Below are 25,216 nucleotides of genomic sequence, written 5' to 3' on the forward strand. Positions count from 1 at the left end.
ACCGCACGACCACCAGGTGACCCGGTGCTCAGACGGTGAGCGAGACGGTGTCCGGGGTGATCGGTGCTGGCAGGTCGGTACGTCCACGCAGGTAGGCGTCCACACCAGCGGCGGCGGCCCGGCCCTCGGCGATCGCCCAGACGATCAGCGACTGCCCACGCCCAGCGTCCCCGGCGACGAACACCGGTTCCTGGGCGGTGCCGAAGCGTTCGTCGCGCACGATCCGCCCGCGCGGGTCGACCTCCAGGCCGAGCTGGCCGACCAGCCCGTCGGTGGGCACTCCGGTGAAACCCATCGCGAGCAGCACCAGCTGGGCCGGGATGAGCTGCTCCGTGCCGGGCACCTGCTCCAGCCGACCCTCGGTGAAGGTCACCTCCACCACCCGCAGGTGACTGACCCGGCCACGTTCGTCGCCCACGAGCTCGACCGTGGAGGTGGCATACACCCGCCGGCCGCCCTCCTCGTGGGCGGAGGAGACGCGGTAGAGCGTCGGGTAGGTGGGCCACGGCTGACCGGGCGGGCGTTCCTCGGGGGGCCGGGGCATGATCTCCAGCTGGACCACGTTCGTCGCACCCTGCCGCAGCGCGGTGCCCAGGCAGTCCGCACCGGTGTCGCCGCCGCCGATGATCACCACGTCCTTGCCGGCGGCGGTGATCTGGTCGGGCACGTACTCGCCGTGGCTGGACCGGTTGGCCTGCGGCAGGTAGTCCATCGCCTGGTGGACGCCGGCCAGGTCCCGCCCGGGCACCGGCAGCTCGCGGCGCACCGTGGCGCCGATCGCCAGCACCACGGCGTCGTACCGTTCCAGCAGCTCGGTGCCGGTCAGGTCCGAACCGACCGCCACACCCGGGCGGAACCGGGTGCCCTCCGCCGCCATCTGCTCCAGCCGGCGGTCCAGGTGCCGCTTCTCCATCTTGAACTCAGGGATGCCGTAGCGCAGCAGGCCACCGATCGCATCGTCCCGTTCGTAGACGGCCACAGTGTGCCCGGTTCGGGTGAGCTGCTGGGCTGCTGCCAGCCCGGCCGGGCCGGAACCGATCACCGCGACAGTGGACCCGGTCAGCCGGTCCGGGACCTGCGGGGTGACCAGGCCACGCTCGAACGCCTCGTCGATGATGGACTGCTCGATGTTCTTGATCGTCACTGCCGGCTGGTTGATGCCGAGCACGCAGGCGCTCTCGCACGGTGCGGGACACAGCCGTCCGGTGAAGTCCGGGAAGTTGTTCGTGGCGTGCAGCGCTTCGATCGCCTCGGCCCACCGGCCGGTGCGGGTCAGGTCGTTCCACTCCGGGATCAGGTTGCCCAGCGGGCAGCCGTTGTGGCAGAACGGGATGCCGCAGTCCATGCACCGGCCGGCCTGCCGGGTCAGCGCCGCCGAGTCCTCCTCGCGGCGGGCGTAGACCTCACCCCAGTCCATCAGCCGCACCGGCACCGGGCGCCGGGCGGGCAGCTCGCGGTCACGGACCTTGAGGAATCCGCGCGGGTCAGCCATGGGTCGCCTCCAGTACTCGGTTCCAGACCTCGGGTTCGGCCGCGCCGGCTCCTTCCGCGCGGGCAGCGGCCAGCACGGCGTTCACCCGCGCGTAGGCCGGTGGCAGCACGCGGGTGAACCGGCGGGCCACCATCTCCGGCGAACCGGCCAGCTCGGCCGCCAGTGGTGCGCCGGTGTGCTCGGCGTGCCGGGTGAGCAGGTCGACCACGATCACGACGTCCTCGGGGTCCAGCTCGTCCAGGGAGAGGTCCCCGGCGGCCAGGGCCGGACCGTTCACCCGGCTCGGGACCAGGTCCAGCACGTAGGCGGTGCCGCCGGACATGCCGGCGCCGAAGTTGCGTCCGGTGGGGCCGATCACCACCACGGTGCCACCGGTCATGTACTCGCAGCCGTGGTCGCCCACACCTTCCACCACGGCGGTGGCACCGGAGTTGCGCACCGCGAACCGTTCCCCCACCACACCGCGCAGGAACAGCTCGCCGCTGGTGGCGCCGTAGCCGATGACGTTGCCGGCGATCACGTTCTCGCTCGCGTCGAACCTGGCCGCTTCGTCCGGGTGGACGATGATGGTCCCCCCGGACAGGCCCTTGCCGACGTAGTCGTTCGCGTCCCCGTACAGGCGCAGGGTGATCCCGGCCGGCAGGAACGCGCCGAGGGACTGCCCGGCGGAACCACGCAGGGTCACCTCGATGGTCCCTGGTGGCAGACCGCTCGCCCCGTACCTGCGGGTGACGGCGTTGCCCAGCATGGTCCCCACGGTGCGGTTCACGTTCCGCACCGGACGCTCGATGCGGACCGCTTCGCCACGCTCGAGAGCGGGTGCGGCAGCGGTGATGAGGTCGTTGTCCAGCGCGCGCTCCAGGCCGTGGTCCTGGGCCCGCACCTGGTGCGGGGCGGAGCCTTCGGGCGGCGTGGGGCGGGCCAGGATCGGGGTCAGGTCCAGCCCGCCGGCCTTCCAGTGCTCGACGGCGTCGGTCACGTCGAGCAGGTCGACCGCACCGATCGCTTCGTCCAGGCTGCGCAGGCCCAGCTCGGCGAGCAGCGCGCGCACCTCCTCGGCGATGTATTCGAAGAAGGTGACGACGAACTCCGGTTTGCCGCTGAACCTCGCCCGCAGCTCGGGATTCTGCGTGGCCACCCCGACCGGGCAGGTGTCCAGGTGGCACACCCGCATCATCACGCACCCGGAGACCACCAGCGGTGCGGTGGCGAAACCGTACTCCTCGGCACCGAGCAGCGCCGCGATCAGCACGTCCCGTCCGGTCTTGAGCTGGCCGTCGGTCTGCACCACGACCCGGTCCCGGAGGTTGTTGGCCACCAGGGTCTGCTGGGTCTCGGCCAGGCCGAGCTCCCAGGGCAGCCCGGCGTGCTTGAGCGAGGTCAGCGGGGATGCGCCGGTGCCGCCGTCGTGCCCGGAGACCAGCACCACGTCGGCGTGCGCCTTGGCCACCCCGGCGGCGACCGTGCCCACCCCGACCTCGGCGACCAGCTTCACGTGCACCCGGGCGGCCGGGTTGGCGTTCTTCAGGTCGTGGATGAGCTGGGCGATGTCCTCGATGGAGTAGATGTCGTGGTGCGGCGGCGGGGAGATGAGCCCGACGCCGGGGGTGGCGTGCCGGGTGCCGGCCACCCACGGGTACACCTTGGCGCCAGGTAGCTGGCCGCCCTCCCCGGGCTTGGCGCCCTGGGCCATCTTGATCTGCAGGTCGTCAGCGTTGGTGAGGTAGTCGGAGGTGACTCCGAACCGGCCTGAGGCGACCTGCTTGATCGCGCTGCGGCGCCGGGGGTCGTGCAGCCGGTCGGTGTCCTCCCCGCCCTCACCGGTGTTGGACTTCCCGCCGAGCGTGTTCATCGCGATCGCGAGGGTCTCGTGCGCCTCCGCGGAGATCGACCCGTAGCTCATCGCCCCGGTGGAGAACCGCTGGACGATCTCGCTGACGGGTTCCACCTCCTCGATCGGTATGGGGTCGCATCGGCCGGTGCGCAGCGTCAACAGCCCGCGCAGGGTCATCAGCCGGCGGGCCTGGTCGTCCACGCGTCGGGTGTAGTCGCGGAACACCTGGTAGTTGCGGGTGCGGGTGGAGTGCTGCAGCCGGAACACGGTCTCCGGGTCGAACAGGTGCGGTTCGCCCTCGCGGCGCCACTGGTACTCCCCGCCGACCGGCAGGTTGCGGTGCGCCGGGGCGATGCCGCTGGGCGGGTAGGCCCTCGCGTGCCGGGCGGCCACCTCGGCGGCGACCACGTCCAGGTCCACGCCACCGAGCGGGGTCGGGGTGGCGGTGAAGTAGGTGTCCACCAGCTGCTGGGACAGGCCGAGCGCCTGGAACACCTGGGCGCCGCGGTAGGAGCCCGCGGTGGAGATGCCCATCTTGCTCATCACCTTCAGCACGCCCTTGCCCAGGCCGCGGATCAGGTTCTGCACCGCACGTTCCGGGGTGACGCCCTCGACCACACCGGAGCGGGTCAGCTCCTCGACGCTCTCCATCGCCAGGTAGGGGTTGACGGCGGCGGCGCCGTAGCCCACCAGGAGGGCCACGTGGTGCACCTCGCGCACGTCCCCGGCCTCCACGAGCAGGGAGATCCGGGTCCGGGTCTGGGCACGGATGGTGTGGTGGTGCACGGCGGCGGTGAGCAGCAGGGAGGGGATCGGCGCCAGCTCGGCGTCCGACTCCCGGTCCGACAGCACGATGAAGCTCACCCCACGCTCGATCGCCTCGTCCACCTCTCGGTAGATCTCCGCCAGCCGCTGCTCGAGCGCGTGGTGCCCGCCGCGCACCGGGTACAGACCGGAGACGGTGATGGCTGAGAAGCCGCGGCCGGCCTCGGGGGTGCGGTGGATGTGCTTGATCTTGGCGAGCTCGTCGTTGTCGATCACCGGGAAGCCGATGGCGAGCTTGCGGGCATGTTCGGGGGTGTCCTCGAGCAGGTTCGGTTCCGGCCCGATCGCGCCCGCCAGGGAGGTGACCAGCTCCTCCCGGATCGCGTCCAGCGGCGGGTTCGTCACCTGGGCGAACACCTGGCTGAAGTAGTCGAACAGCAGCCGGGGCCGGGAGGACAGCACCGCCACCGGGCTGTCCGTGCCCATCGATCCGAGCGCCTCGGTGCCGGTCGCTGCCAGCGGCCGGAGCAGGATGCGCAGCTCCTCCTCGGTGTAGCCGAAGGTCTGCTGGCGGCGCAGCACCGAGGACCGGGAGTGGGCCACGTGCTCGCGCTCGGGCAGGTCTTCCAGGCGGACCAGGTGCTGCTCCAGCCACTGGTCGTAGGGGTGGGCAGCGGCCAGGGAGTCCTTGATCTCCTCGTCGGCGACCAGGCGTCCTTCGGCGGTGTCCACCAGGAACATCCGTCCAGGTGCCAGGCGCCCCTTCTGCACCACGCTGGCCGGGTCCGCCTGGAGCACACCGGATTCGCTGGCCAGCACCACCAGGCCGTCCTCGGTGACCCAGTAGCGACCGGGGCGCAGCCCGTTGCGGTCCAGCACCGCGCCGACGTAGCGGCCGTCGGTGAAGCACATCGCTGCCGGACCGTCCCACGGTTCCATGATGGTGGCGTTGTAGGAGTAGAACGCCTTGCGCGCCGGGTCCATGGTGGCGTGGTTCTCCCAGGCCTCCGGGATCATCATCAGCACCGCGTGCGGCAGCGACCGGCCGCCCAGGTGCAGGAGCTCGAGCACCTCGTCGAAGCTGGCGGAGTCGCTCTGCGTCTCGTCGCAGATGGGCAGCAGGTCCGCCACGTCTCCGAGCAGCCCGGAGGCCAGTGTGCCCTGCCGGGCGGCCATCCAGTTGCGGTTCCCGCGGACGGTGTTGATCTCGCCGTTGTGCGCAACGAGGTGGAACGGGTGCGCGAGCGGCCAGGAGGGAAAGGTGTTCGTGGAGAACCGGGAGTGCACCAGGGCCAGCTCGGTGGCCAGCGCCGGGTGGGACAGGTCGGTGAAGAACGGTTCCAGCTGTCCGGTGGTGAGCATGCCCTTGTACACCAGGGTGCGCGCGGACAGCGACGCAGCGTAGACGCCCAGGGCGTGCTCAGCGCGCTTGCGCACCCGGTAGCAGCGCCGGTCCAGGTCGATGCCGGCCAGCGCGCGGTCGGGGGCGGCGAGCACCACCTGCCGGAAGGTGGGCATGCAGGACCGGGCGGCGGGGCCGACCAGGCCGGCGTCGGTGGGCACGTCCCGCCAGGTGAGCACCTGCAGGTCCTCCTCGGCGGCGATCTCCTCGATCCGGCTCGCGGCGCGGCCGGCCTCGTCGGGTGCGGCGGGGAGGAAGAAGGTGCCGACGGCGTAGTGGCCCGGTGCGGGTAGGTCCACCTCGAGCACCTCACGGAAGAAGGCGTCCGGCACCTGCAGCAGGATGCCGGCACCGTCCCCGGAGCTTGCCTCGGCGCCGACGGCGCCGCGGTGGTCCAGGTTCGCCAGTGCGGCCAGCGCCGCGTCCACGATGTCTCGACCGGGCCTCCTGCGGAGCGTCGCGACGAAGGCCACGCCGCAGGCGTCATGGTCCCGGACCGGGTCGTACAGCCCCTGCTTCCGGGGCGCTGCCCTGAAGGCGGTGTAGGTCGTGCGCACCTGGGCGGGTTGGTTCATCCGATCATCCTCACGGGCGCGAGGAGTTCTCCTCGGCACCACATCCATCGACTCGCTTGGGACGTCTTCGACCCTCTGGTGCGGGAGAATTTACTCTTTCATGGGGCCGCATGTACAGACTGCGGCTGTCGATCGTGACGATCATCTGGGCGTGCGACGGCCGCGCACCCCGGTGGCGTCGCTCAGCGTCCGGTGGTGGAGTCTGCTTCCGGGTCTGTCGTTGCGGGGCGAGCGTCCTCAGCCCCGAGATCATCCTCTGCGGCGGGAGAGCCCGCGCTGTCAGCCCCGCTGCGACCGCTCGTGGCGCTCTCCGAGTCCTGCTTGCTCGGGGCGTCGTCGGCGCTGGCCTCGTCCTCTGGTTCCCGCCCTGGCAGCCAGGGGGAGGGCTCCCGCTCCGGGTACCGCTTGGAGAGCACGATGAAGATCGCCAGCGAGACCACGCAGACCAGGATCGAGGTCCACACGTTCAGCCGCAGCCCGAGCACGTGCTCGGCCTCGTCGATGCGCAGCGTCTCGATCCAGCCACGCCCCACGGTGTAGCAGAACACGTACAGCCAGAACACCCGGCCGTGGCCGAGGCGGAGCTTGCGGTCGATGAGCACGATCAGCGCGGCCATCGCCAGGTTCCAGAGCAGCTCGTACAAGAAGGTGGGGTGGAACAGGGTGCCGGCCGGGTAGTCCATCCCCTGCGCGGCGAGCACGCCCGCGTCGATCTGCAGCCCCCAGGGCAACGTCGTCGGGGCGCCGAACAGCTCCTGGTTGAAGTAGTTGCCGAGCCGACCGATCGCCTGGGCGACCAGCAGCGCCGGCGCCATCGCGTCGGCCACGGTCGCCAGCCGCAGACCGCGGCGACGTAGGTAGATCCACACCCCGAGCGCGCCGGCAGGGATCGCACCCCAGATGCCGAGGCCGCCGCGCCAGATGGCGAACGCGTTCCAGGGGTTGCCGTCCGGACCGAAGTAGGCATCCGGGGAGGAGAACACGTGGTAGAGCCGGGCGCCGATGATGCCCAGCGGTACCGCCCAGAAGATCGCGTCCAGGATGGCGCCTTCCGGTCCGCCCCGGGCGCGGTAGCGACGCACCGAGATCCAGGTGGCCACCACGATGCCGGCGAGGATCGCGAACGCGTACGCGCGCAGCGGGATGGGTCCCAGGTGCCACACCCCCTCCGACGGGCTGGGGATGCCGTCTGCGACCACCGACATCGCCAGGTGCCCACCGGGGCCGGTCATCGCGCTCCCCCGGCGCGCACCCCGGCAGCGAGGTCACGGACCAGCTCACCAAGGTCGGTCAGCGCAGCAGCGCGGTCGGAGTCCGGGCGGATCAGGGTGCGCACCAGTGCGGAGCCGACGATCACGCCGTCGGCATAGCCTGCGACCTCCGCGGCCTGGTCGGCGGTGGAGACGCCCAGCCCCACGCAGACCCGCTGCGCCCCGGCGGCGCGGGTGTCCTGGACCAGCTGCTGTGCCTTCTCCCCGACCGTGGCGCGGGTGCCGGTGACGCCCATGGTGGAGGCGGCGTAGACGAACCCGCGGGAGGCGGCGGCGGTCAGGTGCAGGCGTTCGGTGGTGGAGCTCGGTGCCACCAGGAAGACCTTGTCCAGCCCGTGCGCATCGGCAGCGGCGATCCACTCCCCGGCCTCGTCCGGGATCAGGTCCGGGGTGATCAGACCCGCTCCCCCGGCCTCGGCCAGGGCCGCGGCGAACGCGTCCACGCCGTAGCGCAGCACGGGGTTGTAGTAGGTCATCACCAGCGTGGGGGCGCCGGTGGCGGCAACCTCCCGGACCGCACGGAGCACGTCCCGGATGCGGGTGCCGCCGTCCAACGCGGCTTGCACGGCCTGCTGGATGACCACTCCGTCCATACCCGGGTCGGAGTAGGGCAGGCCGAGCTCGACGATGTCCGCACCGGCAGCGACCGCTGTCCGGGCCGCCTCGATCGATCCGTCCACGTCCGGGTAGCCGACCGGCAGGTACACGATCAGCGCGGCCCGCCCCTCGGAGCGGGCGGCTTCCAGAGCACCTGCAGTGCCACGCAGGGTGGGCCTGCTGGCGGTCATTCCGACACCTCCGCGTCCGGGTCCAGCAGGTCGAACCAGGCAGCTGCGGTGGCCACGTCCTTGTCGCCCCGGCCGGACAGGCACACCAGCAGCACAGTCTCGGCCGGGTCGGCACCGCCCGCGACCAGCCCGGTACCCAGCCGGAGCGCTCCGGCCAGTGCGTGGGCGGACTCGATCGCGGGGATGATGCCCTCGGTCCGGCAGAGCAGCTCGAACGCGCTCATCGCCTCGGCGTCGGTCACCGGTACGTACTCGGCGCGGCCGATCGAGGCGAGCCAGGAGTGCTCCGGGCCCACGCCCGGGTAGTCCAGGCCGGCGGAGATGGAGTGCGACTCCACGGTCTGTCCGTCCTCGTCCTGGAGCACCATGGTGCGTGCACCGTGCAGCACCCCGGGGTCGCCGGCGGTGATGGTCGCGGCGTGCCGGCCGCTGGCGACCCCGTCACCGGCGGCCTCGCAGCCGACCAGGCGCACGTCGGTGTCGTCGAGGAAGGCGTGGAACAGGCCCATGGCGTTCGAGCCGCCACCCACGCACGCCACAGCAGCGTCCGGTAGCCGGTCGATCCGCTGCAGCAGCTGGCTGCGTGCCTCCTCGCCGATGATCTTCTGCAGGTCGCGGACCATCGAGGGGAACGGGTGCGGGCCGGCCACCGTGCCGAAGATGTAGTTCGTGGTCTCCACGTTCGCGACCCAGTCGCGGAACGCCTCGTTGATCGCGTCCTTCAGGGTGCGCGAACCGGTGCGCACCGGCACCACCTCAGCGCCGAGCAGCCGCATCCGGGCGACGTTCAGCGCCTGCCGACGGGTGTCCTCTTCGCCCATGTAGATCGTGCAGTCCAGACCGAACAGGGCCGCAGCCGTGGCGGTGGCCACCCCGTGCTGGCCGGCACCGGTCTCCGCGATCACCCGGGTCTTGCCGACCAGCTGGGTGAGCAGCGCCTGGCCGAGCACGTTGTTGATCTTGTGCGACCCGGTGTGGTTCAGGTCCTCGCGCTTGAGGAAGATCCGGACCCCGCCGGCGTGCGCGGCGAACTGCGGCACCTCGGTGATCGGGCTGGGCCGGCCGGTGTAGTCCCGGTGCAGCACCGCGAGCCGGTCGGTGAACTCCGGGTCGCCCTTGGCCTTCTCCCACGCGGCGGTCAGGTCGTCCAGCGCGGCGATGAGGGCCTCGGGCACGAACCTGCCGCCGAAGTCACCGAAGTACGGTCCGACCACCTCGCGCAACGTCCGCGCGGCCTGGGAGCCGCTCATCGGGCCCGCACCGCACGCAGCGCAGGATGTGCACCAGCGGCGACCATGTCCGCCACCGCGGTGCGTGGCTGCCCCTGGGTGACCAGTGCCTCCCCGACGAGCACCACGTCGGCACCGGCGCGGGCGTACTCGAGCACGTCGTGCGGGCCACGCACACCGGACTCGGCAACCCGCACCACACCGCCGGGCACCCGCGGGGCGAGGTCGGCGAAGACCCCACGGTGCACCTGCAGCGTGTGCAGGTCGCGTGCGTTGATGCCGAGCAGCCGGGCACCGGCGTCCACGGCCCGGTCCACCTCCTCGGCAGTGTGCGCCTCCACCAGTGCGGTCATGCCCAGGGAGTGCACACGCTCCACCAGTGAGGTGAGCACGGTCTGCTCCAGGGCGGCCACGATCAGCAGCACCAGGTCAGCGCCGTGCGCCCGGGCCTCCCACACCTGGTAGGGGCTGACGATGAAGTCCTTGCGCAGCACCGGCACGTCCACCCGGGCGCGCACGTCAGCCAGGTCGGCCAGGGAACCGCCGAACCTGCGAGGCTCGGTGAGCACGCTGATCGCGCTGGCGCCACCGGCCTCGTAGTCGGCGGCCAGACCCGCAGGGTCCGCGATCTCAGCGAGGGCTCCCTTAGAAGGGCTGGACCGCTTCACCTCGGCGATCACGGTGACCGCGTCCTCCTGGCGGAGCGCGTCGACGGCGTTCTTCGCCGAAGGCATCGCCTCAGCGCGGCGCTTGAGCTCCTCCAGTGGTACGGACGCTTCCCGCGTGGCCAGGTCTTCCCGGACCCCACGGACGATCTCTTCCAGTACGGTCACGATCCGCCTCTCCGCTTCGGTTGGCCTCCATCGTAGGCCGTGCCAGGCACCACCTGAGCACACCGGGGCCCGCTAGCCGAGGGTCGGTCAGTACACGGATCGCCACATCGCGGTCCACCAGCCGGCCCACCCGACCACCAGGGCGATACCGAGCACGAGGGCGACCGCGCTGAGCACGATGCCGGTGGTCGCCATGCCACGGTTGTCCGCACGACCCTCGCTGGCTGCCTTGACGCCCATCACTCCGGTGACGATCCCGGCCACTGCGACCAGCTGGCTGAGCACCGGCACCAGGCACATCAGCAGCGAGGCGATGCCGAGCCCGAGGGCCCAGCCGCCGGCGCTGTTCTGCTTGTTCTGCAGCGGCGGGTAGCCGCCGTAGCCGGCCCCGTACGGCCCGTGGGAGCCGTAGGCACCCGGTCGCAGGTAGGTCTGGTCTGCACTGCTCGGCGTGCTGTAGGAGCCCGACGGCGCAGCACCCGGGGCAGGGTGGGTGTAGGGGCCCTGGTCGGTGCTGGAGGGCGGTGTGCCGCCAGCGCCACGGTAGGGATCGGCTGGCTGCGGTCCGCCGCTGCCGTGAGGTTCGTTCGGCTGCCCGCTGCCGTACGGGTTCGGGGCGCCACCGAAGGTGCTCACTCCACCCACCTCACCACGAGCTGTGCCACAGTTCGCCTACCCATCGTCTCCGCCCCTTGGTTCTCTCATGCCGGCCCCAGAAAGCCGTGCAGTACTGGAATGTTACGTGCCACGGCGAACACCACCATCGCCGCACCGATCGTCAGGAACAGCCAGGCAGGTGGGTCCCGAGGGGGCAGGTTCCGCCAGGACCGCCACAGCCATCGCGCCCACAGCAGACCGAGCACCGGCAGCCCGATGGTGAGCATCGGGTTCATCGCCCAGGCGCCGGCGAGGTCACCGGTGGCCAGGTCGTGCACCGTGCGCAGCCCCCCGCAGGTCGGGCAGTACCAACCGGTCAGCGCGAGCAGCGGGCAGAGAACCGGCCCACCCTGGTGCGGATCCCACCAGGCCACGAGTACGGTGCTGGCAGCGAGAACCCCTCCGAGGAGGAGCGGACCGGTACGGTTCCGGCGCACCGCAGCCGGCCGAGACGTCACTCGCGAGCCCGCACCCGCTCCACCTGTCCGTAACCAGCGGCGCGCAGCACGATGCTCGCGACGATGCCGACCACGGCCACCGCGATACCGGTGTAGACCAAGGTCATCGACGGCACGATCATCCCGGCACCCACGAGCAGAGCCGCGATCGCCCCACCGACGAACAGCGTCCACCCCGCCCCGGTGCGGCCATGGTTGGCCGGCGGCGGCCCCACGGGCAGCGTCTCGGCCACATCCGGCCTGGCGGCCACGGAGCCCTCGTCGTGGGTGTTCACATCGGTCATCGAGATCTTGCCCTCCACCAGCTGTTTCGACCTGGTCACAGACTACCGGTCCTCGGGATCGCTCGGGTCTTCACCACGGCTCAGCGCGTCCCAGTCGGAGATGCGTTGCCGGGTGCTCCCGGCTGCTGGGGCGGAGGCCTGGTCGCGTTCGTACCGCTGCCCTACCCGGTCCCAGGCGCCCATCCGGAACGGCAGCACCACCCCGACCAGGAGCAGCAGCACGGCCAGCACCAGTGCCACCACCGGCCAGGCGGTCACCTCGGCGGCACCCGCCAGCTCCGTCATACCGGTGTCCTGCCCGACCGCAGCACGCACCGCCGGCTCGGGGTCACCGAGCAGCTCGATCACCCCGACGCCAGCGAGCCCGCCGCCCAGGGCCACGGCGAGGGCCGCCACCACCCGTGCGACCCGCCCGGCCAGCGCCATTGCGAGCCCGGCGGCGAGCACCACCAGCGCGGCACTGGGCACCAGGGCGGCGCCGGTGCTGCCGGTCACGCTCACGGTGCTGGTCGCCATCGCCGACCGGGCCGGGGCGGTCGCCCAGGGGAGTGCCGTGCTGGCCAGCAGCAGCGCGCCACCACCGAGCACGACGAGCACGGCGGACCGACGACTGAGCCTCCGCCGACCCGGCTGAGGCTCGCTCACCGGACCTCCTCGACGGTGGCCGCCCGCTGGATGGCGCGCACAGCGGCGGCCGCCTTGTTCCTGCTCTCCCAGTACTCCGACTCCGGGTCGGAGTCGGCCACCAGCCCGCCGCCTGCCTGCACGCTGGCGCGACCACCGGTGATCACCGCGGTGCGGATCGCGATCGCCATGTCCAGGTCGCCGTCGAGGTCGAAGTAGCCGACGGTACCGCCGTAGATGCCCCGGCGCGCGGGCTCCAGCTCGTCGATGAGCTCGATCGCCCGAGACTTCGGTGCCCCGGACAACGTACCGGCCGGGAACGTGGCGGTGAGCACGTCCACCGCCGAGGCGTCGGCGCGCACCGTACCGGTGACCGTGGAGGACATGTGCATGATGTGGCTGAAGCGTTTGATCTCCATGAACTCCGCCACCGCCACGGTGCCCGGCTCGCACACCCGGCCCAGGTCGTTGCGGGCCAGGTCCACCAGCATCAGGTGCTCGGCCCGCTCCTTCGGGTCGGCGAGCAGCTCCGCAGCCGCGGCGGTGTCCTCGGCAGGGGTAGCCCCCCGCGGGCGGGAGCCTGCGATCGGATAGGACTGCGCCGCATCCCCGGTGACCTTCACCAGCGTCTCCGGGGAGGAGCCGACCACGTGGAAGTCACCGCCGTCGGCGTCGGCCAGGTGCAGGAAGTACATGTACGGGCTGGGGTTGATGGTGCGCAGCACCCGGTACACCTCCAGCGGGTCGGCCGGGCAGTCCAGGTCCAGGCGCTGGGAGAGGACCACCTGGAACACCTCGCCGTCGACGATCGCCTGCTTGGCGGCGAGCACACCGGCGGTGAACTCGTCGTGGCTGCTGCGGAACCTCAGCTCCGGTTCGGTGCCCTCCGCCTGGGCCAGCGGGCGCGAGCGCGTCGGTGCGGTCAGGTCGGCCTGCATCGCATCGAGCCGGGCCACGGCGTCGGCGTGGGCCTCGTCCACCCGCTCGTCGGTGTCGTCGGTGTTGATGGCGTTCGCGATCAGCCAGACGTCACCGGTGTGGTGGTCGATCGCGGCCAGGTCACCGACCAGGCACAGGCTCACTGTGGGCACGTCGGACTCGCTCGCCGCGCGCTGCGGGAGGGTCGGTTCCCAGTGCCGGGTGATGTCCCAGCCGAGGGAGCCGACCAGGCCGCCGGTGAGCGGCGGCACGTGGTCCAGGCCCGGGGTGTGCAGCGCCTCCAGTGTGCCGCGGAGCACCTCGAGCACGTCCCCCTCGGTGGGTACGGAGACGGGCACGTCCCCGCTCCAGACGGCCTGCCCGCCGGATTCGGTGAGGATCGCCCGTGCGGAGACGCCGACGAACGACCAGCGCGACCAGACGCCGTCGGTCGCGGACTCCAGGATGAACGTGCCGGGGCGACCGGAGGAGAGCTGGCGGTACAGACCAACTGGGGTGACGTCGTCGGCGAGGAGCCGGCGTACCACCGGGATGACGCGACGATCGTTGGCCATCTGCTGGAACTCCTCCAGGCTGGGCCAGGTCTGCCCCCAGGGCAGCCCGGTGGGCGCGTCGGGTGCGGGCCGCGCGCTGCCGGTGCTGGTCATCGTGGCACCTCCAGGTCGGTGCGTGCCGGCAGCGCACCGCCGGCCCGGAAGCAGCTGACCGCTCCGGTGTGGCAGGCCGGGCCGACCTGCTGCACCCGCAGCAGCAGCGCGTCACCGTCGCAGTCGATCGCGGCCGAGCGCAGGTACTGCACGTGCCCGGAGGTGTCCCCCTTGCGCCAGTACTCACCACGGGAGCGGGACCAGTAGGTGACCCGGCCCTCGGTGAGGGTGCGGCGCAGGGCCTCGTCGTCCATCCAGGCGACCATCAGCACCTCGTCGGTGGTGTGGTCCTGGACGACGGCGCAGACCAGGCCGTCGTCGTTGCGGGTGAGCCGTTCGGCCACGGCGGGGTCGAGTACAGGGGTGGTGTCAGGCACAGCACGATCCTGCCATGTCTGGTGAGCCTGCTGGTGCTCGCCTCAGCTGCTCGCGCTGACCCAGGAGGCATGCATCCGCCCGTAGACACCCCCGGCGGCGAGCAGCTCGTGGTGCGCCCCCGTCTGGACGATCTGCCCGTCGTCGACGACCACCACCAGGTCGGCCGCCTCTGCCGTGGACAGCCGGTGCGCGATCGCCACGCTGGTGCGTCCTGCGGTGAGGTGGGTCAGTGCGGTGGAGATCCGCTGCTCGGTTCCCGGGTCGACGGCGGAGGTCGCCTCGTCCAGGACCAGCACGTCCGCATCGGCCAGGTAGGCGCGGGCGATCGCCACCAGCTGGCGTTCCCCGGCGGAGAGTGCCTCACCGCGCTGGCCGACGTCGGTGCGCACCCCGTCCGGCATGGTCGCCAACCAGGGGCCGAGCCCCAGGTCGGTCAGTGCCTGCTCCACCTGCGCCTCGGTCATCCCCGGGCGGCCGTAGGCCACGTTGCTGGCGATGGTGCCGTTGAACAGGAAGCCCTCCTGCGGCACGATCACCACGCGTTCCCGCAGGTCCGCACGGGCCAGGTCGCGCAGGTCCACCCCGGACAACCGCACGGTGCCCGCATCCGGATCCATCAGCCGGGTGAGCAGCTTGGCGATCGTGGTCTTCCCGGACCCGGTCTCCCCCACGATCGCCACCCGGGCACCGGGCGGGATGGTCAGCGAGACGTCGCGCAGCACCGGCGGACCGCCCGGGTAGGCGTAGTGCACACCGGCGAGCTCCAGCCCGGCGGGCCCACGTGGGCCGGGGTGGACCGGATCGGCCGGGTCGGCCACGTCCAGCGGGGTGTGCACCACGGAGATCACCCGCCGCCAGCCGGCCAGGGCGTTCTGCATCTCGTTGAGCACTTCGGTAGCGGACTGCACCGGGCCGGTGAACAGCTGCACCAGGAACAGGAACCCGAGCAGCTGGCCCACGGTCAGGGTGCCGCCGATACCGAGCATGGTGCCGATCAGCACCACAGCCCCGAGGGCCAGCCCGGAGAGCAGCACCCCGGAGGAGAACGCCAGGGACGCGAACGTCTGCGCCCGCACTGCAGCGTTGCGGTGCTCGCGGATCGCCTCGTCCAAGCGGTGCTGGGTGCGCTGCTCGGCACCGTAGGAGCGGATCGTCTGCGCCCCGACCACGGCCTCGGACACGCGGGCGAGCATGATGCCCACCCGGGTGCGCACCTGGGCGTAGGCCACGTTCAGCGCGCGTTGGGCGCGGGGTGCGAGCACGATCATCGGTGCATAGGCGAGCCACACGACGATGGTCAGCTGCCAGGAGTAGACCATCATCGCGACCGTGGCAGCGGTGATCTGCAGGCTGGAGAGCACCAGCTGCATCCCGCCCCACTGCACGAACATGGAGATGGTGTCCACGTCGGAGGTGACGCGGGAGACCAGTGCGCCGCGCCGTTCGCTGTTCTGGGTGAGGGTGGACAGGGCGTGCACCCGGGCGAAGGCGCGCACCCGCAGCTGGGCCAGACCGGCCTCGGCAGCCTGGAACAGCCGTACGTTCACCCAGCTGGTGCAGGCAGCGGTGAGCAGCAGCCCGACAGCGCACAGCGCGGTGAGCCGCAGCACCAGCGGTACGTTCACCCCGGTCTCGGCGAGCAGCCCGCGGTCGGTGGTCACCTGCACCGCCAGCGGCACGATCAGCTTGCCGGTGGTGGCCAGCACGGCGAGCACCAGGGTGACACCGAGGCCGCGGCGCATCGCCGGGGACAGCCGCATACCCTCCCGGAGCGTGCCCAGCACACCGAGGGTGGAGGTGCTGGCGATCTGTGTGCTCACCGGACCTCCTGGCTGTCCCGGGCCTGCCGTTCCCGCTGGTAGGTGGTGACCAGGCGGCGGTACCCGGCGTCGCGGGCGAGCAGCTCGGTGTGGGTGCCGTGGTCCACCACGCGACCGCCGTCCAGGTGCAGCACAGTGTCGGCGAGCATGATGGTGGCGCTCCGGTAGGCGATGAGCACCACGGTCACCCCGCCGGCGTAGGAGCGCAGCCGGTGCAGGATGTCCTGCTCCACGACCGGATCCACTGCGGACGTGGCATCGTCCATGATCAGCAGCCGCGGTCGGCGGATCAGTGCCCGGGCGATCGCCAGGCGCTGCCGCTGCCCGCCGGACAGGGAGGCTCCGCGCTCTCCGACGACCGTGTCCAGCCCGTCCGGCATGGCGGTGACGAAGTCCTCGGCGCGAGCGGTGCGCAGCGCTTCCCACACCTGGTCGGCGTCGTACGGTGCCCCGGTGCTGGGATCCACCTGCCCGAGGGTGACGTTCTCGGCGATGGTGTCCTCGAAGACGAAGGCGTTCTGGGCGACGAGGGCGATCGCCGCGGTCCGGTCGGACGTGCGCACCGACGGCGCTGGCACCCCGTCGTAGCGCACCTGGCCACCGGCGGGGTCCTGCAGCCGGGCGAGCACGTCCACCAGCGTGGACTTGCCCGACCCGGTCGGGCCGACGACGGCGAGGGTGTGCCCGGCGGGCACGTCCAGGCTCACCTGGTGCAGCAGGTGCCGGTCGGGGCCCCCGGTGATACCGGGGACGGTGACGGTGACGTCTTCGGTGGACAGGTGCAGCCCGCCGCGGCCAGGCAGGTCCTGGTCACCCTCGCTGAGATAGCCGCGGGCGTCGATCACCCGGGAGATGCGTTCGTGGCCGACCAGGGATCGGGGCAGGTCGCCGAGCACGAACCCGATCGCCCGGACGGGGAAGGTCATCACGGTGAGCAGGTAGGCGGTGGTGACCACGGCCCCGGTGCCGGTCAGGCCGTCGGCCACCCGCACGGTGCCCGCGGCCAGCACCCCGAGGGTGGCCAGCGCCGGGAGCATGTCGATCACCGGGTCGAACACGCTGCGGATCTTGCCCACGGCCACGTTCGAGGCGCGCAGGTCCTGGGCGACCGCGTCGAACCGGGTCTCCTCGAGCTGCTCGGTGCCCAGCGCCTTGACCACAGCGGCGGCCTCGAAGCTCTCGTGCGCCACGTCCGAGGTGCGGGCCCGTTCGTGCTGCACCTTCGTGATCGCTGGGGACATGTACCGGCGGTAGACCGCGTTGACCACCAGCACCAGGGGCAGCACGCTCACCCCGATGAGCCCGAGCACCACGTCGGCGGCGAGCATCGCTCCCGAGGCCACCAGCAGCATCGCGAGCACACCGAGCGCGAACGGCAGCGGGGTGAACACGAAGCCGGCGGACTCCGCGTCCGCGTTCGCGTTGGAGAGCAGCTGACCGGTGGGGTGGCGGCGGTGCCAGGACATCGGTAACCGCAGGTACTGGCGGGTCACCAGGCGGCGGTGCCCGGCCTGTACGTCGAAGGAGGCCATCCCGGCGAACACGCGCCGCCCGGCGACGCCGACGGCGGTGAGCAGACCGATGCCGAGCAGCGCGAGCCCGGCCCACCATATGGTCGAGCGGGGCACCCCTGGGCCCTCGATCGCCGGCACGACAACAGTGTCGGTGATCCGGCCGAGCACCCACCCCTGGGCGACCATGCCCAGGCCGTAGAGCACCGAGGCGCTGATCGCGATCGCGAACGTGCGCGGCTGGGAGCGCAGCCCCCGGCCGATGAGCAGCAGGGAGCGGCGGACCGCGCCGCCGGGCAGGGCGTATGGCGTCTCGGCGCGTGCGGACGCGGTGGGCATGACGACGTGGGCTCCCTGGCACCTCGTGGTGAAGCATTCCCGCGCCGGCGGGCCGGCAGATGGCGGGTGAAGAGGACTGTGCTCATCTTTGCACACCGAGCGACGGGCAGCAGTTGTGCCAGGCTGGGCACATGTGGGCGCAGGTGGAGATGCAGTCGCTGGCCGAGACGCTGCACGCAGCAGGTCCGGACCGGGACACGCTGTGTGCCGGGTGGCGCACCCGGCACCTGGCCGCGCACCTGTACCTGCGGGCGCACCAGCCCTGGCAGCTGCTCGGGCTGGTGAGCGGCGGTGGGGTGGCGGAGCTGGCGCAGCAGTGCCAGGACCCGGCTCGGTACCACGAGCTGGTCGATGCGTTCACCGGGCCGGTACGGGGGCCGTGGCGGCTGTCTCGGTCCAGGGTGCTGGACGACCTGACGAACCTGGTGGAGTACGTGGTGCACCACGAGGACGTGCGCCGCGCCGGACCGGATCCGGCACCGCCGCGATCTCTGCCACCGGAGCAGCGGGCACAGGTCTGGGCGAAGTTCGCACGCACCGCGCTCGGCTTCTACCTGTCGGCGCCGGTCGGCGTGCTGCTGATGGTGCCCGGCGCGCCCACGTTCCGGGCCCGCCCTGGCGGCGATCCGGTCCGGGTGGTGGGCGAGCCGGTGGAGCAGGCGCTGTACGCGATGGGCCGCCGGCCGCAGGCCCAGGTGGAGCTTCGCGGCAGCACCACCCAGGTGGAGAAGCTCAGGCGGTGGGCAGCCGGACGCTGAACCCGGCCGCGGCGAGCGCGGCCTTGACCTGGCCGATGGTCAGCGTGCCGAAGTGGAACACGCTCGCCGCCAGCAACGCATCGGCACCGGCCTGGGCGGCCTGGACGAAGTGCTCCGCAGTACCCGCACCGCCGCTGGCGATCAGCGGCACCTGCACCTGCGCACGTACCGCCCGCAGCATCTCCAGGTCGAACCCGTCGGTGGTGCCGTCGGCGTCGATCGAGTTCAGCAGGATCTCCCCTGCACCTAGGTCCTGGGCACGGCGGACCCACTCCAGCGCGTCGATACCGGTGCCCCGGCGACCCCCGTGGGTGGTGACCTCGTAACCGGACGGGGTGGCTGCGCCGTCCCGGGTCCTGCGGGAGTCCACGGACAGCACCAGCACCTGGGAGCCGAACTGGCCGGCGACCTCGGCAATGAGCTCCGGGCGCGCGATCGCTGCCGTGTTCATCCCCACCTTGTCCGCACCGGCGCGCAGCAGCCTGTCCACGTCGGCGACGCTGCGCACTCCCCCGCCCACGGTGAGCGGGACGAATACCTGCTCGGCGGTGGCGGAGACCACCTCCACTGTGGTGGCCCGGCCGTCGGAAGAGGCGCTCACGTCCAGGAAAGTCACCTCGTCGGCACCGTCGGTGTCGTACCGGCGGGCCAGCTCGACCGGGTCACCCGCGTCGCGGAGGTTCTCGAAGTTGACCCCCTTGACCACGCGCCCGGCGTCCACGTCCAGGCAGGGGATGACCCGTAGCGCCACGCTCATCGGCTGTCTCCTTCGGTGCCGTCCAGTGCGGAGACGGCGAGAACGTCGATCACGTACACGAGGGTATCGTCACCGAACGCCTGCTCGGGCGGCACCACCAGCATGATCTGTGAACCCACCCGGGCGTCCACCAGCCCGTTCTGCCACCCCTCGATCAGTCCGGTGAAGGCGATGGTCGTCGGGCCCTGCCCGGCGGACCAGGTGGACTCGACCACCTCACCGTCAGCCCAGGAGACGGCCACGTACCGCACGGTGACCGCCATCCCGGAACGGACCTGGGCGCCGTCTCCCCGACGCAGCGGCACGATCTCCAGGCTGGTGGGAGGCTCGTCGTCCGGGATGGTCACCGTGGGCTCGCCGTTGTCGGCCACCGCCACGTCCGGTGCACCCGCGGGCGGGTCCACCGGTTCACCCCACGCCCGGGTGTGCATCACGTCGTAGACGATCACTACCGGCTCCGGGCGCTCGGCCGTGCCGAGCTCCACCCGCAGCAGCCGGGTGCCCTCGGTGGCGTCCAGCAGGCTCTCGTACAGCGGGCCGGCGTCCTCCTGCGTGACCCGCATCGTCTGCGGCTGGGAGCCGAAGTTGTCCTCGATCACCTCACCGGTGGTGGCGTCCACGGCCAGGTAGGACAGCAGCGCCACATCCCCCTCGGCCAGCACCCTGCCCTCACCCTCGATCACGATGCTCGTCTGGGTCTCGGTGACCTCCAACGGTGTGGGGAACGTCACCTGCGGGAGCGCACCGAAGTCCCCGCCCACGGTGACCTGCTCGACCGCGGAGGGTTCGTCGTCCTCGGTGCAGGCAGACAGACCGAGCAGGAGCGCGAGCAGCAGCACCAGGGCGCCAGCGTGGTGCGATCGGGCGGTCGGGGTGGTACGCACGGGGGCCGATCCTACGTGCCTGACCTGCACAGCGTGGTCCAGGTCAGTCCGGCAGGTGCGCCAGCAGCGGGTCGGCGGGGCCGCCCATCGCGGCGATCAGGGCATCCACCCGCTCGTCCTCGCTCTTGAACGGGTCCTTGCACAGCACAGTGCGGCCCGCGTTGTCGTTCAGCTTCAGGTGCACCCAGTCCACGGTGTAGTCACGGCGGCGGGCGGTGGCTGCCTGCACGAACTCACCGCGCAGCCTGGCCCGGGTGCTCTGCGGCGGGGTCGCGGTGGCGGCTGCGACCTGCTCGTCGGTGACCACCCGGGTGACCAGCCCGCGGCGGACCAGCCGGGCCTGCAGCCCGTGCTCAGCGGAGATGTCGTGGTACGCCAGGTCCAGGCGCAGCACCCGCGGGTCGGACAGCGGCAGGTCGTGCGCGCTGGTGTACCGGTCCAGCAGGCGCTTCTTGATCGCCCAGTCCAGGTCCCTCTCCACCAGGCTGTGCTCACCGGTGCGTACGGCACGCAGACCGCGGTCCCACAGCTCCAGGACGGTCGCATCGTGTCGTCCCCCTTCACCGGTGCCAGCGAGGAAGTCCCGGGCTCGGTCCAGGTAGATCTGCTGAATCTCCGCGGCGGTGCGGCGTGCCCCGCTGGCCATCGTCACCGGCACGGTGCCGGTGAGGTCGTGGGAGATCTCCCGGATCGCGCGGACCGGGTTCTCCAGGGAGAGCTCGGGGAAGATGTGCCCCGCCTCCAGCATCCGCAGGATGATGTCGGTCATCCCGACCTTGAGCAACGTGGTGGTCTCGGACATCGAGGAGTCGCCGGAGATCACGTGCAGCCGCCGGTACAGGTCGGCGTCGGCGTGCGGCTCGTCGCGGGTGTTGATGATCGGGCGGGACCGGGTGGTGGCCGAGCTGGTCGCCTCCCAGAGGTGGTCGGCCCGCTGGCTGAAGCAGTACACCGGACCGCGGGAGGTGACCTGCACGTGCCCGGCGCCGGTGAGGATCTGCCGGGTGATCAGGAACGGGACCAGCACGTCGGCGACCCGGCTGAAGTCGCCGCGGCGGCGGACCAGGTAGTTCTCGTGGCAGCCGTAGGAGTTGCCGGCCGAGTCCAGGTTGTTCTTGAACAGGTGGATGCGGCCGTCGATCCCGTCGGCGTCCAACCGTTCCTGCGCGTCTGCCGCCAGCCCGGCGAGGATGACCTCACCGGCCTTGTCGTGGGCGACCAGCTGGGCGAGGTCGTCGCACTCGGCGGTGGCGTACTCCGGGTGGGAGCCCACGTCCAGGTACAGCCGGGAGCCGTTGCCGAGGAACACGTTCGAGGAGCGTCCCCAGGCGACCACCTTGCGGAACAGGTAGCGGGCTGCCTCCTCAGGGGTCAGTCCGCGGCCGGTGTCGGCAGCGCAGGTGAGCCCGAACTCGGTCTCCAGGCCGAAGATCCGCCGGATCACGGGTGGTCCGGGGAGCTGGCGGTGCCGTTCGCAGCGTCGGTGCCCTCGGCCGGGGGCTGGCTGGCCTCTTCCGCCTGCTCCGGCGGCTGGGCCGGGGCCTGGTCAAGCAGCTCGGTGAGGGTGTGCACGGACAGCCGACGGAAGGTGCGCCGGGTGCGGGTGCGGTCCAGGACGGCGGCCTCCAGGTTGGTGGTCTCGATGGTGCGGGCGTCCTTGCCGGTGCCGGAGAGCACCTGCACTGCCAGGGCGAGCACCTCGGGCAGGCTCATCCCGGGTGTCCAGCGGGCACGTACCCGCTCGGCGAGCTTGTCGGCGGCACCCCCCATCACCACGAACCCGGGCTCGTCGGCCACCGAGCCGTCGTAGGCGAGCCGGTAGAGCTGGTCGCTGTCCTGGTCGGCGCCGACCTCGGCCACGGCGAGCTCTACCTCGAGCGGTTTGGACTCGGTGGTGAACACGGCACCAAGGGTCTGCGCGTAGGCGTTCGCGAGCCCACGAGCGTTCACGTCCTCCCGGTCGTAGGAGTACCCGCGCAGGTCGGCGTACCGCACCCCGGCGACCCGCAGGTTCTCGAACTCGTTGTACTTGCCTACGGCGGCAAACCCGATGCGGTCGTAGATCTCGCTGATCTTGTGCAGCGCACCGGAGGGGTTCTCGGTGACGAATGCGATGCCCTCGTCGTAGCCGAGCACCACCACCGACCGGCCTCGGGCGATGCCCTTGCGGGCGAAGTCGGCCCGGTCCTTCATCAGCTGCTCGGGCGAGACGTAGAACGGCTGGGTCATACCTCTCGGCTCCTCTCCGGCAGCGCGTCGATCTCCGCGGCCAAGGTGGCCAGCTGCTCGTCGGCGATCCGTTCCTGGCCGGTGGCGTCCACCCGCACCACGATCGGGTAGATGCCCCGACGGGCGTCCGGGCCGCCGGTGGCGGAGTCGTCGTCAGCGGCATCCATCAGCGCGTGCAGCGCCACGCGCACGGCGTCCTCGGCGTCCAGACCTGGGTGCCACACCTTCTTCAGCGACCCCTTGGCGTAGACGGCGCCGGAGCCGATGCTGTGGTAGTCGTGCTCGTCGTAGCGGCCGCCGACCACGTCGTAGGAGAAGATCCGGCCGGTGTGCTCACGATGGTCATAGCCGCCGAACAACGGGAGCGCCACCAGCCCTTGCAGCGCCATCGGCAGGTTGCCCCGGACCATCGAGCCGAGCCGGTTCGCCTTGCCCTGCAGGGACAGCAGGGTGCCCTCGATCTTCTCGTAGTGCTCCAGCTCCAGCTGGAACAACCGGACCAGCTCGACGGCGACCCCCGCGGTCCCGGCGATACCGATCACCGAGTACTCGTCGGCGGCGAACACCTTCTCGATCTGCCGGTGCGCGATCGCCGAACCGGCGGTGGCGCGGCGGTCCCCGGCCATCACCATGCCGCCCTCGTAGGTCAGCGCCACGATCGTGGTGGCGTGCGGGGTGCTCACCGGGGACTGCGGTGCCGGTCCTGCTCCGGGCAGCAGGTCCGGGGCGTGGGACCGGAGGAAGTCCACGAACGAAGAGCTGCCCGGGCGGGTGAACGCCGGCGGTAGCCGGTCCGGATAGCGGGCGTCCGGTGCGGTCATTGCCCGCCCTTCTGCACGAATCCGCGCACGAAGCTCTCCGCGTTCGTCTCCAGCACGTCGTCGATCTCGTCCAGCAGGGAGTCCACGTCCGAGGTCTGGGCCTGGGGTGCGGCGGTCGGCGGTGGGGCCGGGTCGTCCTCCGGTCGCGGGTCCTGGGGGCGCTGCTCGAACTGTCGGCGCGACATGTGTCCTCCTCCTGCGCTGGTACCTGTCTCGATCCTACGGCGTCTGGGCCGACCTGCAGGTACCGGTGGGTCAGCCAGGTGGTCTGGGCGGGGCGACGAGCTCGGCGAGCAGCGCGCCGGCGTCCGCGCTGCGGTCCAGCAGCTCTCCTACGTGCGTGCGGGTGCCGCGCAGCGGATCGGGGGTGGGCACCCGCTGCAGGCTGTCCGCCTCCGGTACGTCGAAGACCACAGCGTCCCAGTTGGCGGCGGCCACCTGGCGGCCGTACCGGCGGATCGCCTCACCGCGGAAGTAGGCGCGGGTGTCGGTGGGCGCGTGGCCGAGCGCGTGCTCCACCTCCTCGCGGGCGACCAGCGTCTCCACCGCACCGGAGGCCTCGAGCCGGGCGTAGATGCTCTTCTCCGGGCGCAGGTCGGACCACTGCAGGTCCAGCGCTGCCAGCCGCGGGGAGTCCCAGTCCAGCCCGTGCCGCCGGCGCATCCCTTCCAGCACCTGCAGCTTGGCGACCCACTCGACCTCGCGGGACGTACTGGTGACGTCGCGACCGAGCCGCTCGAGCACGTCGGCCCAGCGACGCAGCAGCTCAGCGGTAGCAGTGTCCGGTGTGCCGGCTGCGGCGACCTCCCGGGTGATGATCTCGCAGTAGGCCTGCTGGATCTCTAGAGCGGTCATCGTGCGCCCGTCCTCCAGGTCCAGCCGGGCAGTGAGCGTGAGGTCCCGGCTCACCTCGTGTGCCGCTGCCACCGGGTCGGCGAGCCGCAGCGCGCTGAGCTCCAGCATCGCGCTGCCCTGCTCCAGCAGCCACAGCAGCGTGGCTGTGGTGCCGAGCTTGAGGTAGGTGGAGACGTGCAGCAGGTTCGCGTCGCCGACGATCACGTGCAGGCGCCGGTATCGGGAGGCTTCTGCGTGCGGCTCGTCGCGGGTGTTGATGATCGGGCGGCGCAACGTGGTCTCCAGACCGACCTCGGTCTCGATGTAGTCGGCACGCTGGGAGATCTGGTAGCCGGGGGTCTGGCCGCGCTGCCCGAGGCCCACCCGGCCCGCACCGCAGAAGATCGGGCGGGTGACCAGGAACGGGGTCAGCACGGTGATGATCTCGTCGAACGGGACGGTCCGGTCCACCAGGAAGTTCTCGTGCGTGCCGTAGCTGGCGCCCTTGCCGTCGGTGTTGTTCTTGTACGGCACCACCTCGGGCATGCCCGGTAGCTGGGCGAGCAACCGGGAGGAGCGCAGCAGCACCTCGTCGCCGGCTCGGTCCCACAGCACACCGTCCCGGGGGTTGGTCACCTCGGGTCCGGAGTACTCCGGGTGCGCGTGGTCCACGTAGTACCGGGCGCCGTTGGGCAGGATGACGTTGGCTACTGTGGTCGGCTCCGGCTGCGGCGCGGGCCGCCGACGGGTGGTGATCCGGTGCGGGTCGCCTTCCGGGGCGGGGGCCGACGGGTCGTCGGTGAGCAGGCTCGGGTCGGCCTTGGCCCGGTCCAGGCGCCAGCCGCGGGCATCGCAGAGCGGGTCTTCGTCCTGGTAGTCCCACCTGGCTCGAGACACGCCTGCGAGGCCGTCGGTGGCGTAGGCGGTGACGAGCTGGGCGGACATCAGCATCGGGTTCGCGTTCGGCAGCCCGACACCGAGGATGCCGTACTCGGTCTCGATGCCCATCACGCGTCGCACGCTCATGGCCCCACCCTAGGCCGCCCGCCGCCCCTCCCCCGCCCGCTGAATCCATTCAGGCGATACT

The 25,216-nt window shown here is 71.5% G+C and carries 22 protein-coding genes; 1 reads left to right on the top strand and 21 read right to left on the bottom strand.

All coding sequences use genetic code 11. From position 1 onward, the window contains the following. Positions 1–28: 28 nt before the first annotated feature. The 14 genes from K338_RS0101670 to K338_RS0101735 all read right to left on the bottom strand — a co-directional run bounded on the left by K338_RS0101670 (position 29) and on the right by K338_RS0101735 (position 17,846). Entirely contained in the window at positions 29–1,492 is a 1,464-nt protein-coding gene (locus K338_RS0101670) for a glutamate synthase subunit beta (RefSeq protein WP_022916449.1), read from the bottom strand. Then, positions 1,485–6,068: a glutamate synthase large subunit gene (gene gltB, locus K338_RS0101675; protein WP_022916450.1), complete on the bottom strand. Its 4,584-nt coding sequence runs from the start codon at positions 6,066–6,068 to the stop codon at positions 1,485–1,487. The genes K338_RS0101670 and gltB overlap by 8 nt, the downstream gene beginning before the upstream one ends. 182 nt (positions 6,069–6,250) lie before the next feature. Next, positions 6,251–7,300 carry a prolipoprotein diacylglyceryl transferase gene (gene lgt, locus K338_RS19850; RefSeq protein WP_022916451.1) on the bottom strand — a complete coding sequence of 350 codons (1,050 nt, stop codon included), beginning with the start codon at positions 7,298–7,300 and terminating at the stop codon, positions 6,251–6,253. After that, positions 7,297–8,127, bottom strand: a complete 831-nt coding sequence (gene trpA, locus K338_RS0101685; RefSeq protein ID WP_022916452.1) for a tryptophan synthase subunit alpha — start codon at positions 8,125–8,127, stop codon at positions 7,297–7,299. Before trpA ends, lgt begins: the two co-directional genes overlap by 4 nt. Beyond that, positions 8,124–9,377, bottom strand: coding sequence for a tryptophan synthase subunit beta (trpB, locus tag K338_RS0101690; protein WP_022916453.1), 1,254 nt, complete (start codon positions 9,375–9,377; stop codon positions 8,124–8,126). Before trpB ends, trpA begins: the two co-directional genes overlap by 4 nt. Further along, positions 9,374–10,189 carry an indole-3-glycerol phosphate synthase TrpC gene (gene trpC / locus K338_RS0101695; protein WP_022916454.1) on the bottom strand — a complete coding sequence of 272 codons (816 nt, stop codon included), beginning with the start codon at positions 10,187–10,189 and terminating at the stop codon, positions 9,374–9,376. Before trpC ends, trpB begins: the two co-directional genes overlap by 4 nt. An 87-nt stretch (positions 10,190–10,276) precedes the next feature. Continuing rightward, the gene (locus K338_RS24230) at positions 10,277–10,825 is read right to left on the bottom strand and encodes a DUF4190 domain-containing protein (protein ID WP_022916455.1); all 549 of its coding nucleotides are present in this window, start codon (positions 10,823–10,825) and stop codon (positions 10,277–10,279) included. Positions 10,826–10,890: 65 nt separating this feature from the next. After that, positions 10,891–11,220 (bottom strand): DUF2752 domain-containing protein, encoded by a 330-nt coding sequence (locus tag K338_RS0101705; RefSeq protein ID WP_245542871.1) that lies wholly within the window; start codon positions 11,218–11,220, stop codon positions 10,891–10,893. An 80-nt stretch (positions 11,221–11,300) separates the two neighbouring features. Then, a complete protein-coding gene (locus tag K338_RS0101710; protein ID WP_022916457.1) occupies positions 11,301–11,627 on the bottom strand; it encodes an HGxxPAAW family protein in 327 nt (108 codons plus the stop codon). Positions 11,628–11,630: 3 nt separating this feature from the next. Then, on the bottom strand, positions 11,631–12,233 hold the full coding sequence (locus K338_RS25785) for a Trp biosynthesis-associated membrane protein (protein ID WP_169579505.1): 603 nt from the start codon (positions 12,231–12,233) through the stop codon (positions 11,631–11,633). Then, complete coding sequence (locus K338_RS0101720) at positions 12,230–13,798, bottom strand: anthranilate synthase component I (RefSeq protein WP_022916459.1); 1,569 nt, start codon at positions 13,796–13,798, stop codon at positions 12,230–12,232. Before K338_RS0101720 ends, K338_RS25785 begins: the two co-directional genes overlap by 4 nt. Further along, positions 13,795–14,175: a phosphoribosyl-AMP cyclohydrolase gene (gene hisI / locus K338_RS0101725; RefSeq protein WP_022916460.1), complete on the bottom strand. Its 381-nt coding sequence runs from the start codon at positions 14,173–14,175 to the stop codon at positions 13,795–13,797. The genes K338_RS0101720 and hisI overlap by 4 nt, the downstream gene beginning before the upstream one ends. Before the next feature lie 42 nt (positions 14,176–14,217). Further along, positions 14,218–15,936 (bottom strand): ABC transporter ATP-binding protein, encoded by a 1,719-nt coding sequence (locus tag K338_RS0101730; protein ID WP_084480526.1) that lies wholly within the window; start codon positions 15,934–15,936, stop codon positions 14,218–14,220. Positions 15,937–15,992: 56 nt separating this feature from the next. After that, on the bottom strand, positions 15,993–17,846 hold the full coding sequence (locus K338_RS0101735; protein WP_022916462.1) for an ABC transporter ATP-binding protein: 1,854 nt from the start codon (positions 17,844–17,846) through the stop codon (positions 15,993–15,995). A gap of 131 nt (positions 17,847–17,977) precedes the next feature. Here K338_RS0101735 and K338_RS0101740 point away from each other — a divergent pair, with 131 nt between their 5' ends. Then, positions 17,978–18,604 carry a TIGR03085 family metal-binding protein gene (locus tag K338_RS0101740; RefSeq protein ID WP_022916463.1) on the top strand — a complete coding sequence of 209 codons (627 nt, stop codon included), beginning with the start codon at positions 17,978–17,980 and terminating at the stop codon, positions 18,602–18,604. Here K338_RS0101740 and hisF read toward each other — a convergent pair. The 7 genes from hisF to dop form a co-directional block, all read right to left on the bottom strand. Next, on the bottom strand, positions 18,579–19,361 hold the full coding sequence (hisF, locus tag K338_RS0101745; protein WP_022916464.1) for an imidazole glycerol phosphate synthase subunit HisF: 783 nt from the start codon (positions 19,359–19,361) through the stop codon (positions 18,579–18,581). The genes K338_RS0101740 and hisF overlap by 26 nt on opposite strands. Beyond that, entirely contained in the window at positions 19,358–20,245 is an 888-nt protein-coding gene (locus K338_RS19865; protein WP_022916465.1) for an FKBP-type peptidyl-prolyl cis-trans isomerase, read from the bottom strand. The genes hisF and K338_RS19865 overlap by 4 nt, the downstream gene beginning before the upstream one ends. A 43-nt stretch (positions 20,246–20,288) precedes the next feature. Further along, positions 20,289–21,689, bottom strand: a complete 1,401-nt coding sequence (gene pafA / locus K338_RS19870) for a Pup--protein ligase (protein WP_022916466.1) — start codon at positions 21,687–21,689, stop codon at positions 20,289–20,291. Continuing rightward, entirely contained in the window at positions 21,686–22,474 is a 789-nt protein-coding gene (gene prcA / locus K338_RS19875) for a proteasome subunit alpha (protein WP_022916467.1), read from the bottom strand. The genes pafA and prcA overlap by 4 nt, the downstream gene beginning before the upstream one ends. After that, a complete protein-coding gene (gene prcB, locus K338_RS0101765; protein ID WP_022916468.1) occupies positions 22,471–23,295 on the bottom strand; it encodes a proteasome subunit beta in 825 nt (274 codons plus the stop codon). Before prcB ends, prcA begins: the two co-directional genes overlap by 4 nt. Beyond that, a complete protein-coding gene (locus tag K338_RS0101770) occupies positions 23,292–23,480 on the bottom strand; it encodes a ubiquitin-like protein Pup (protein ID WP_022916469.1) in 189 nt (62 codons plus the stop codon). The genes prcB and K338_RS0101770 overlap by 4 nt, the downstream gene beginning before the upstream one ends. Positions 23,481–23,550: 70 nt before the next feature. Further along, on the bottom strand, positions 23,551–25,155 hold the full coding sequence (gene dop / locus K338_RS0101775; protein WP_022916470.1) for a depupylase/deamidase Dop: 1,605 nt from the start codon (positions 25,153–25,155) through the stop codon (positions 23,551–23,553). Positions 25,156–25,216 lie beyond the last annotated feature (61 nt).

Origin of the sequence: Ruania albidiflava DSM 18029, assembly GCF_000421225.1 — a bacterium.
GTDB classification, from domain to species: domain Bacteria; phylum Actinomycetota; class Actinomycetes; order Actinomycetales; family Beutenbergiaceae; genus Ruania; species Ruania albidiflava.

Bases quoted from the DNA above. Each gene is read 5' to 3' on its own strand.
- K338_RS0101670 (WP_022916449.1), bottom strand. From the start codon at position 1,492: ATGGCTGACCCGCGCGGATTCCTCAAGGTCCGTGACCGCGAGCTGCCC.
- gltB (WP_022916450.1), bottom strand. From the start codon at position 6,068: ATGAACCAACCCGCCCAGGTGCGCACGACCTACACCGCCTTCAGGGCA.
- lgt (WP_022916451.1), bottom strand. From the start codon at position 7,300: ATGACCGGCCCCGGTGGGCACCTGGCGATGTCGGTGGTCGCAGACGGC.
- trpA (WP_022916452.1), bottom strand. From the start codon at position 8,127: ATGACCGCCAGCAGGCCCACCCTGCGTGGCACTGCAGGTGCTCTGGAA.
- trpB (WP_022916453.1), bottom strand. From the start codon at position 9,377: ATGAGCGGCTCCCAGGCCGCGCGGACGTTGCGCGAGGTGGTCGGACCG.
- K338_RS0101720 (WP_022916459.1), bottom strand. From the start codon at position 13,798: ATGACCAGCACCGGCAGCGCGCGGCCCGCACCCGACGCGCCCACCGGG.
- K338_RS0101730 (WP_084480526.1), bottom strand. From the start codon at position 15,936: ATGCGGCTGTCCCCGGCGATGCGCCGCGGCCTCGGTGTCACCCTGGTG.
- K338_RS0101735 (WP_022916462.1), bottom strand. From the start codon at position 17,846: ATGCCCACCGCGTCCGCACGCGCCGAGACGCCATACGCCCTGCCCGGC.
- K338_RS0101740 (WP_022916463.1), top strand. From the start codon at position 17,978: ATGTGGGCGCAGGTGGAGATGCAGTCGCTGGCCGAGACGCTGCACGCA.
- hisF (WP_022916464.1), bottom strand. From the start codon at position 19,361: ATGAGCGTGGCGCTACGGGTCATCCCCTGCCTGGACGTGGACGCCGGG.
- prcA (WP_022916467.1), bottom strand. From the start codon at position 22,474: ATGACCCAGCCGTTCTACGTCTCGCCCGAGCAGCTGATGAAGGACCGG.
- prcB (WP_022916468.1), bottom strand. From the start codon at position 23,295: ATGACCGCACCGGACGCCCGCTATCCGGACCGGCTACCGCCGGCGTTC.
- K338_RS0101770 (WP_022916469.1), bottom strand. From the start codon at position 23,480: ATGTCGCGCCGACAGTTCGAGCAGCGCCCCCAGGACCCGCGACCGGAG.
- dop (WP_022916470.1), bottom strand. From the start codon at position 25,155: ATGAGCGTGCGACGCGTGATGGGCATCGAGACCGAGTACGGCATCCTC.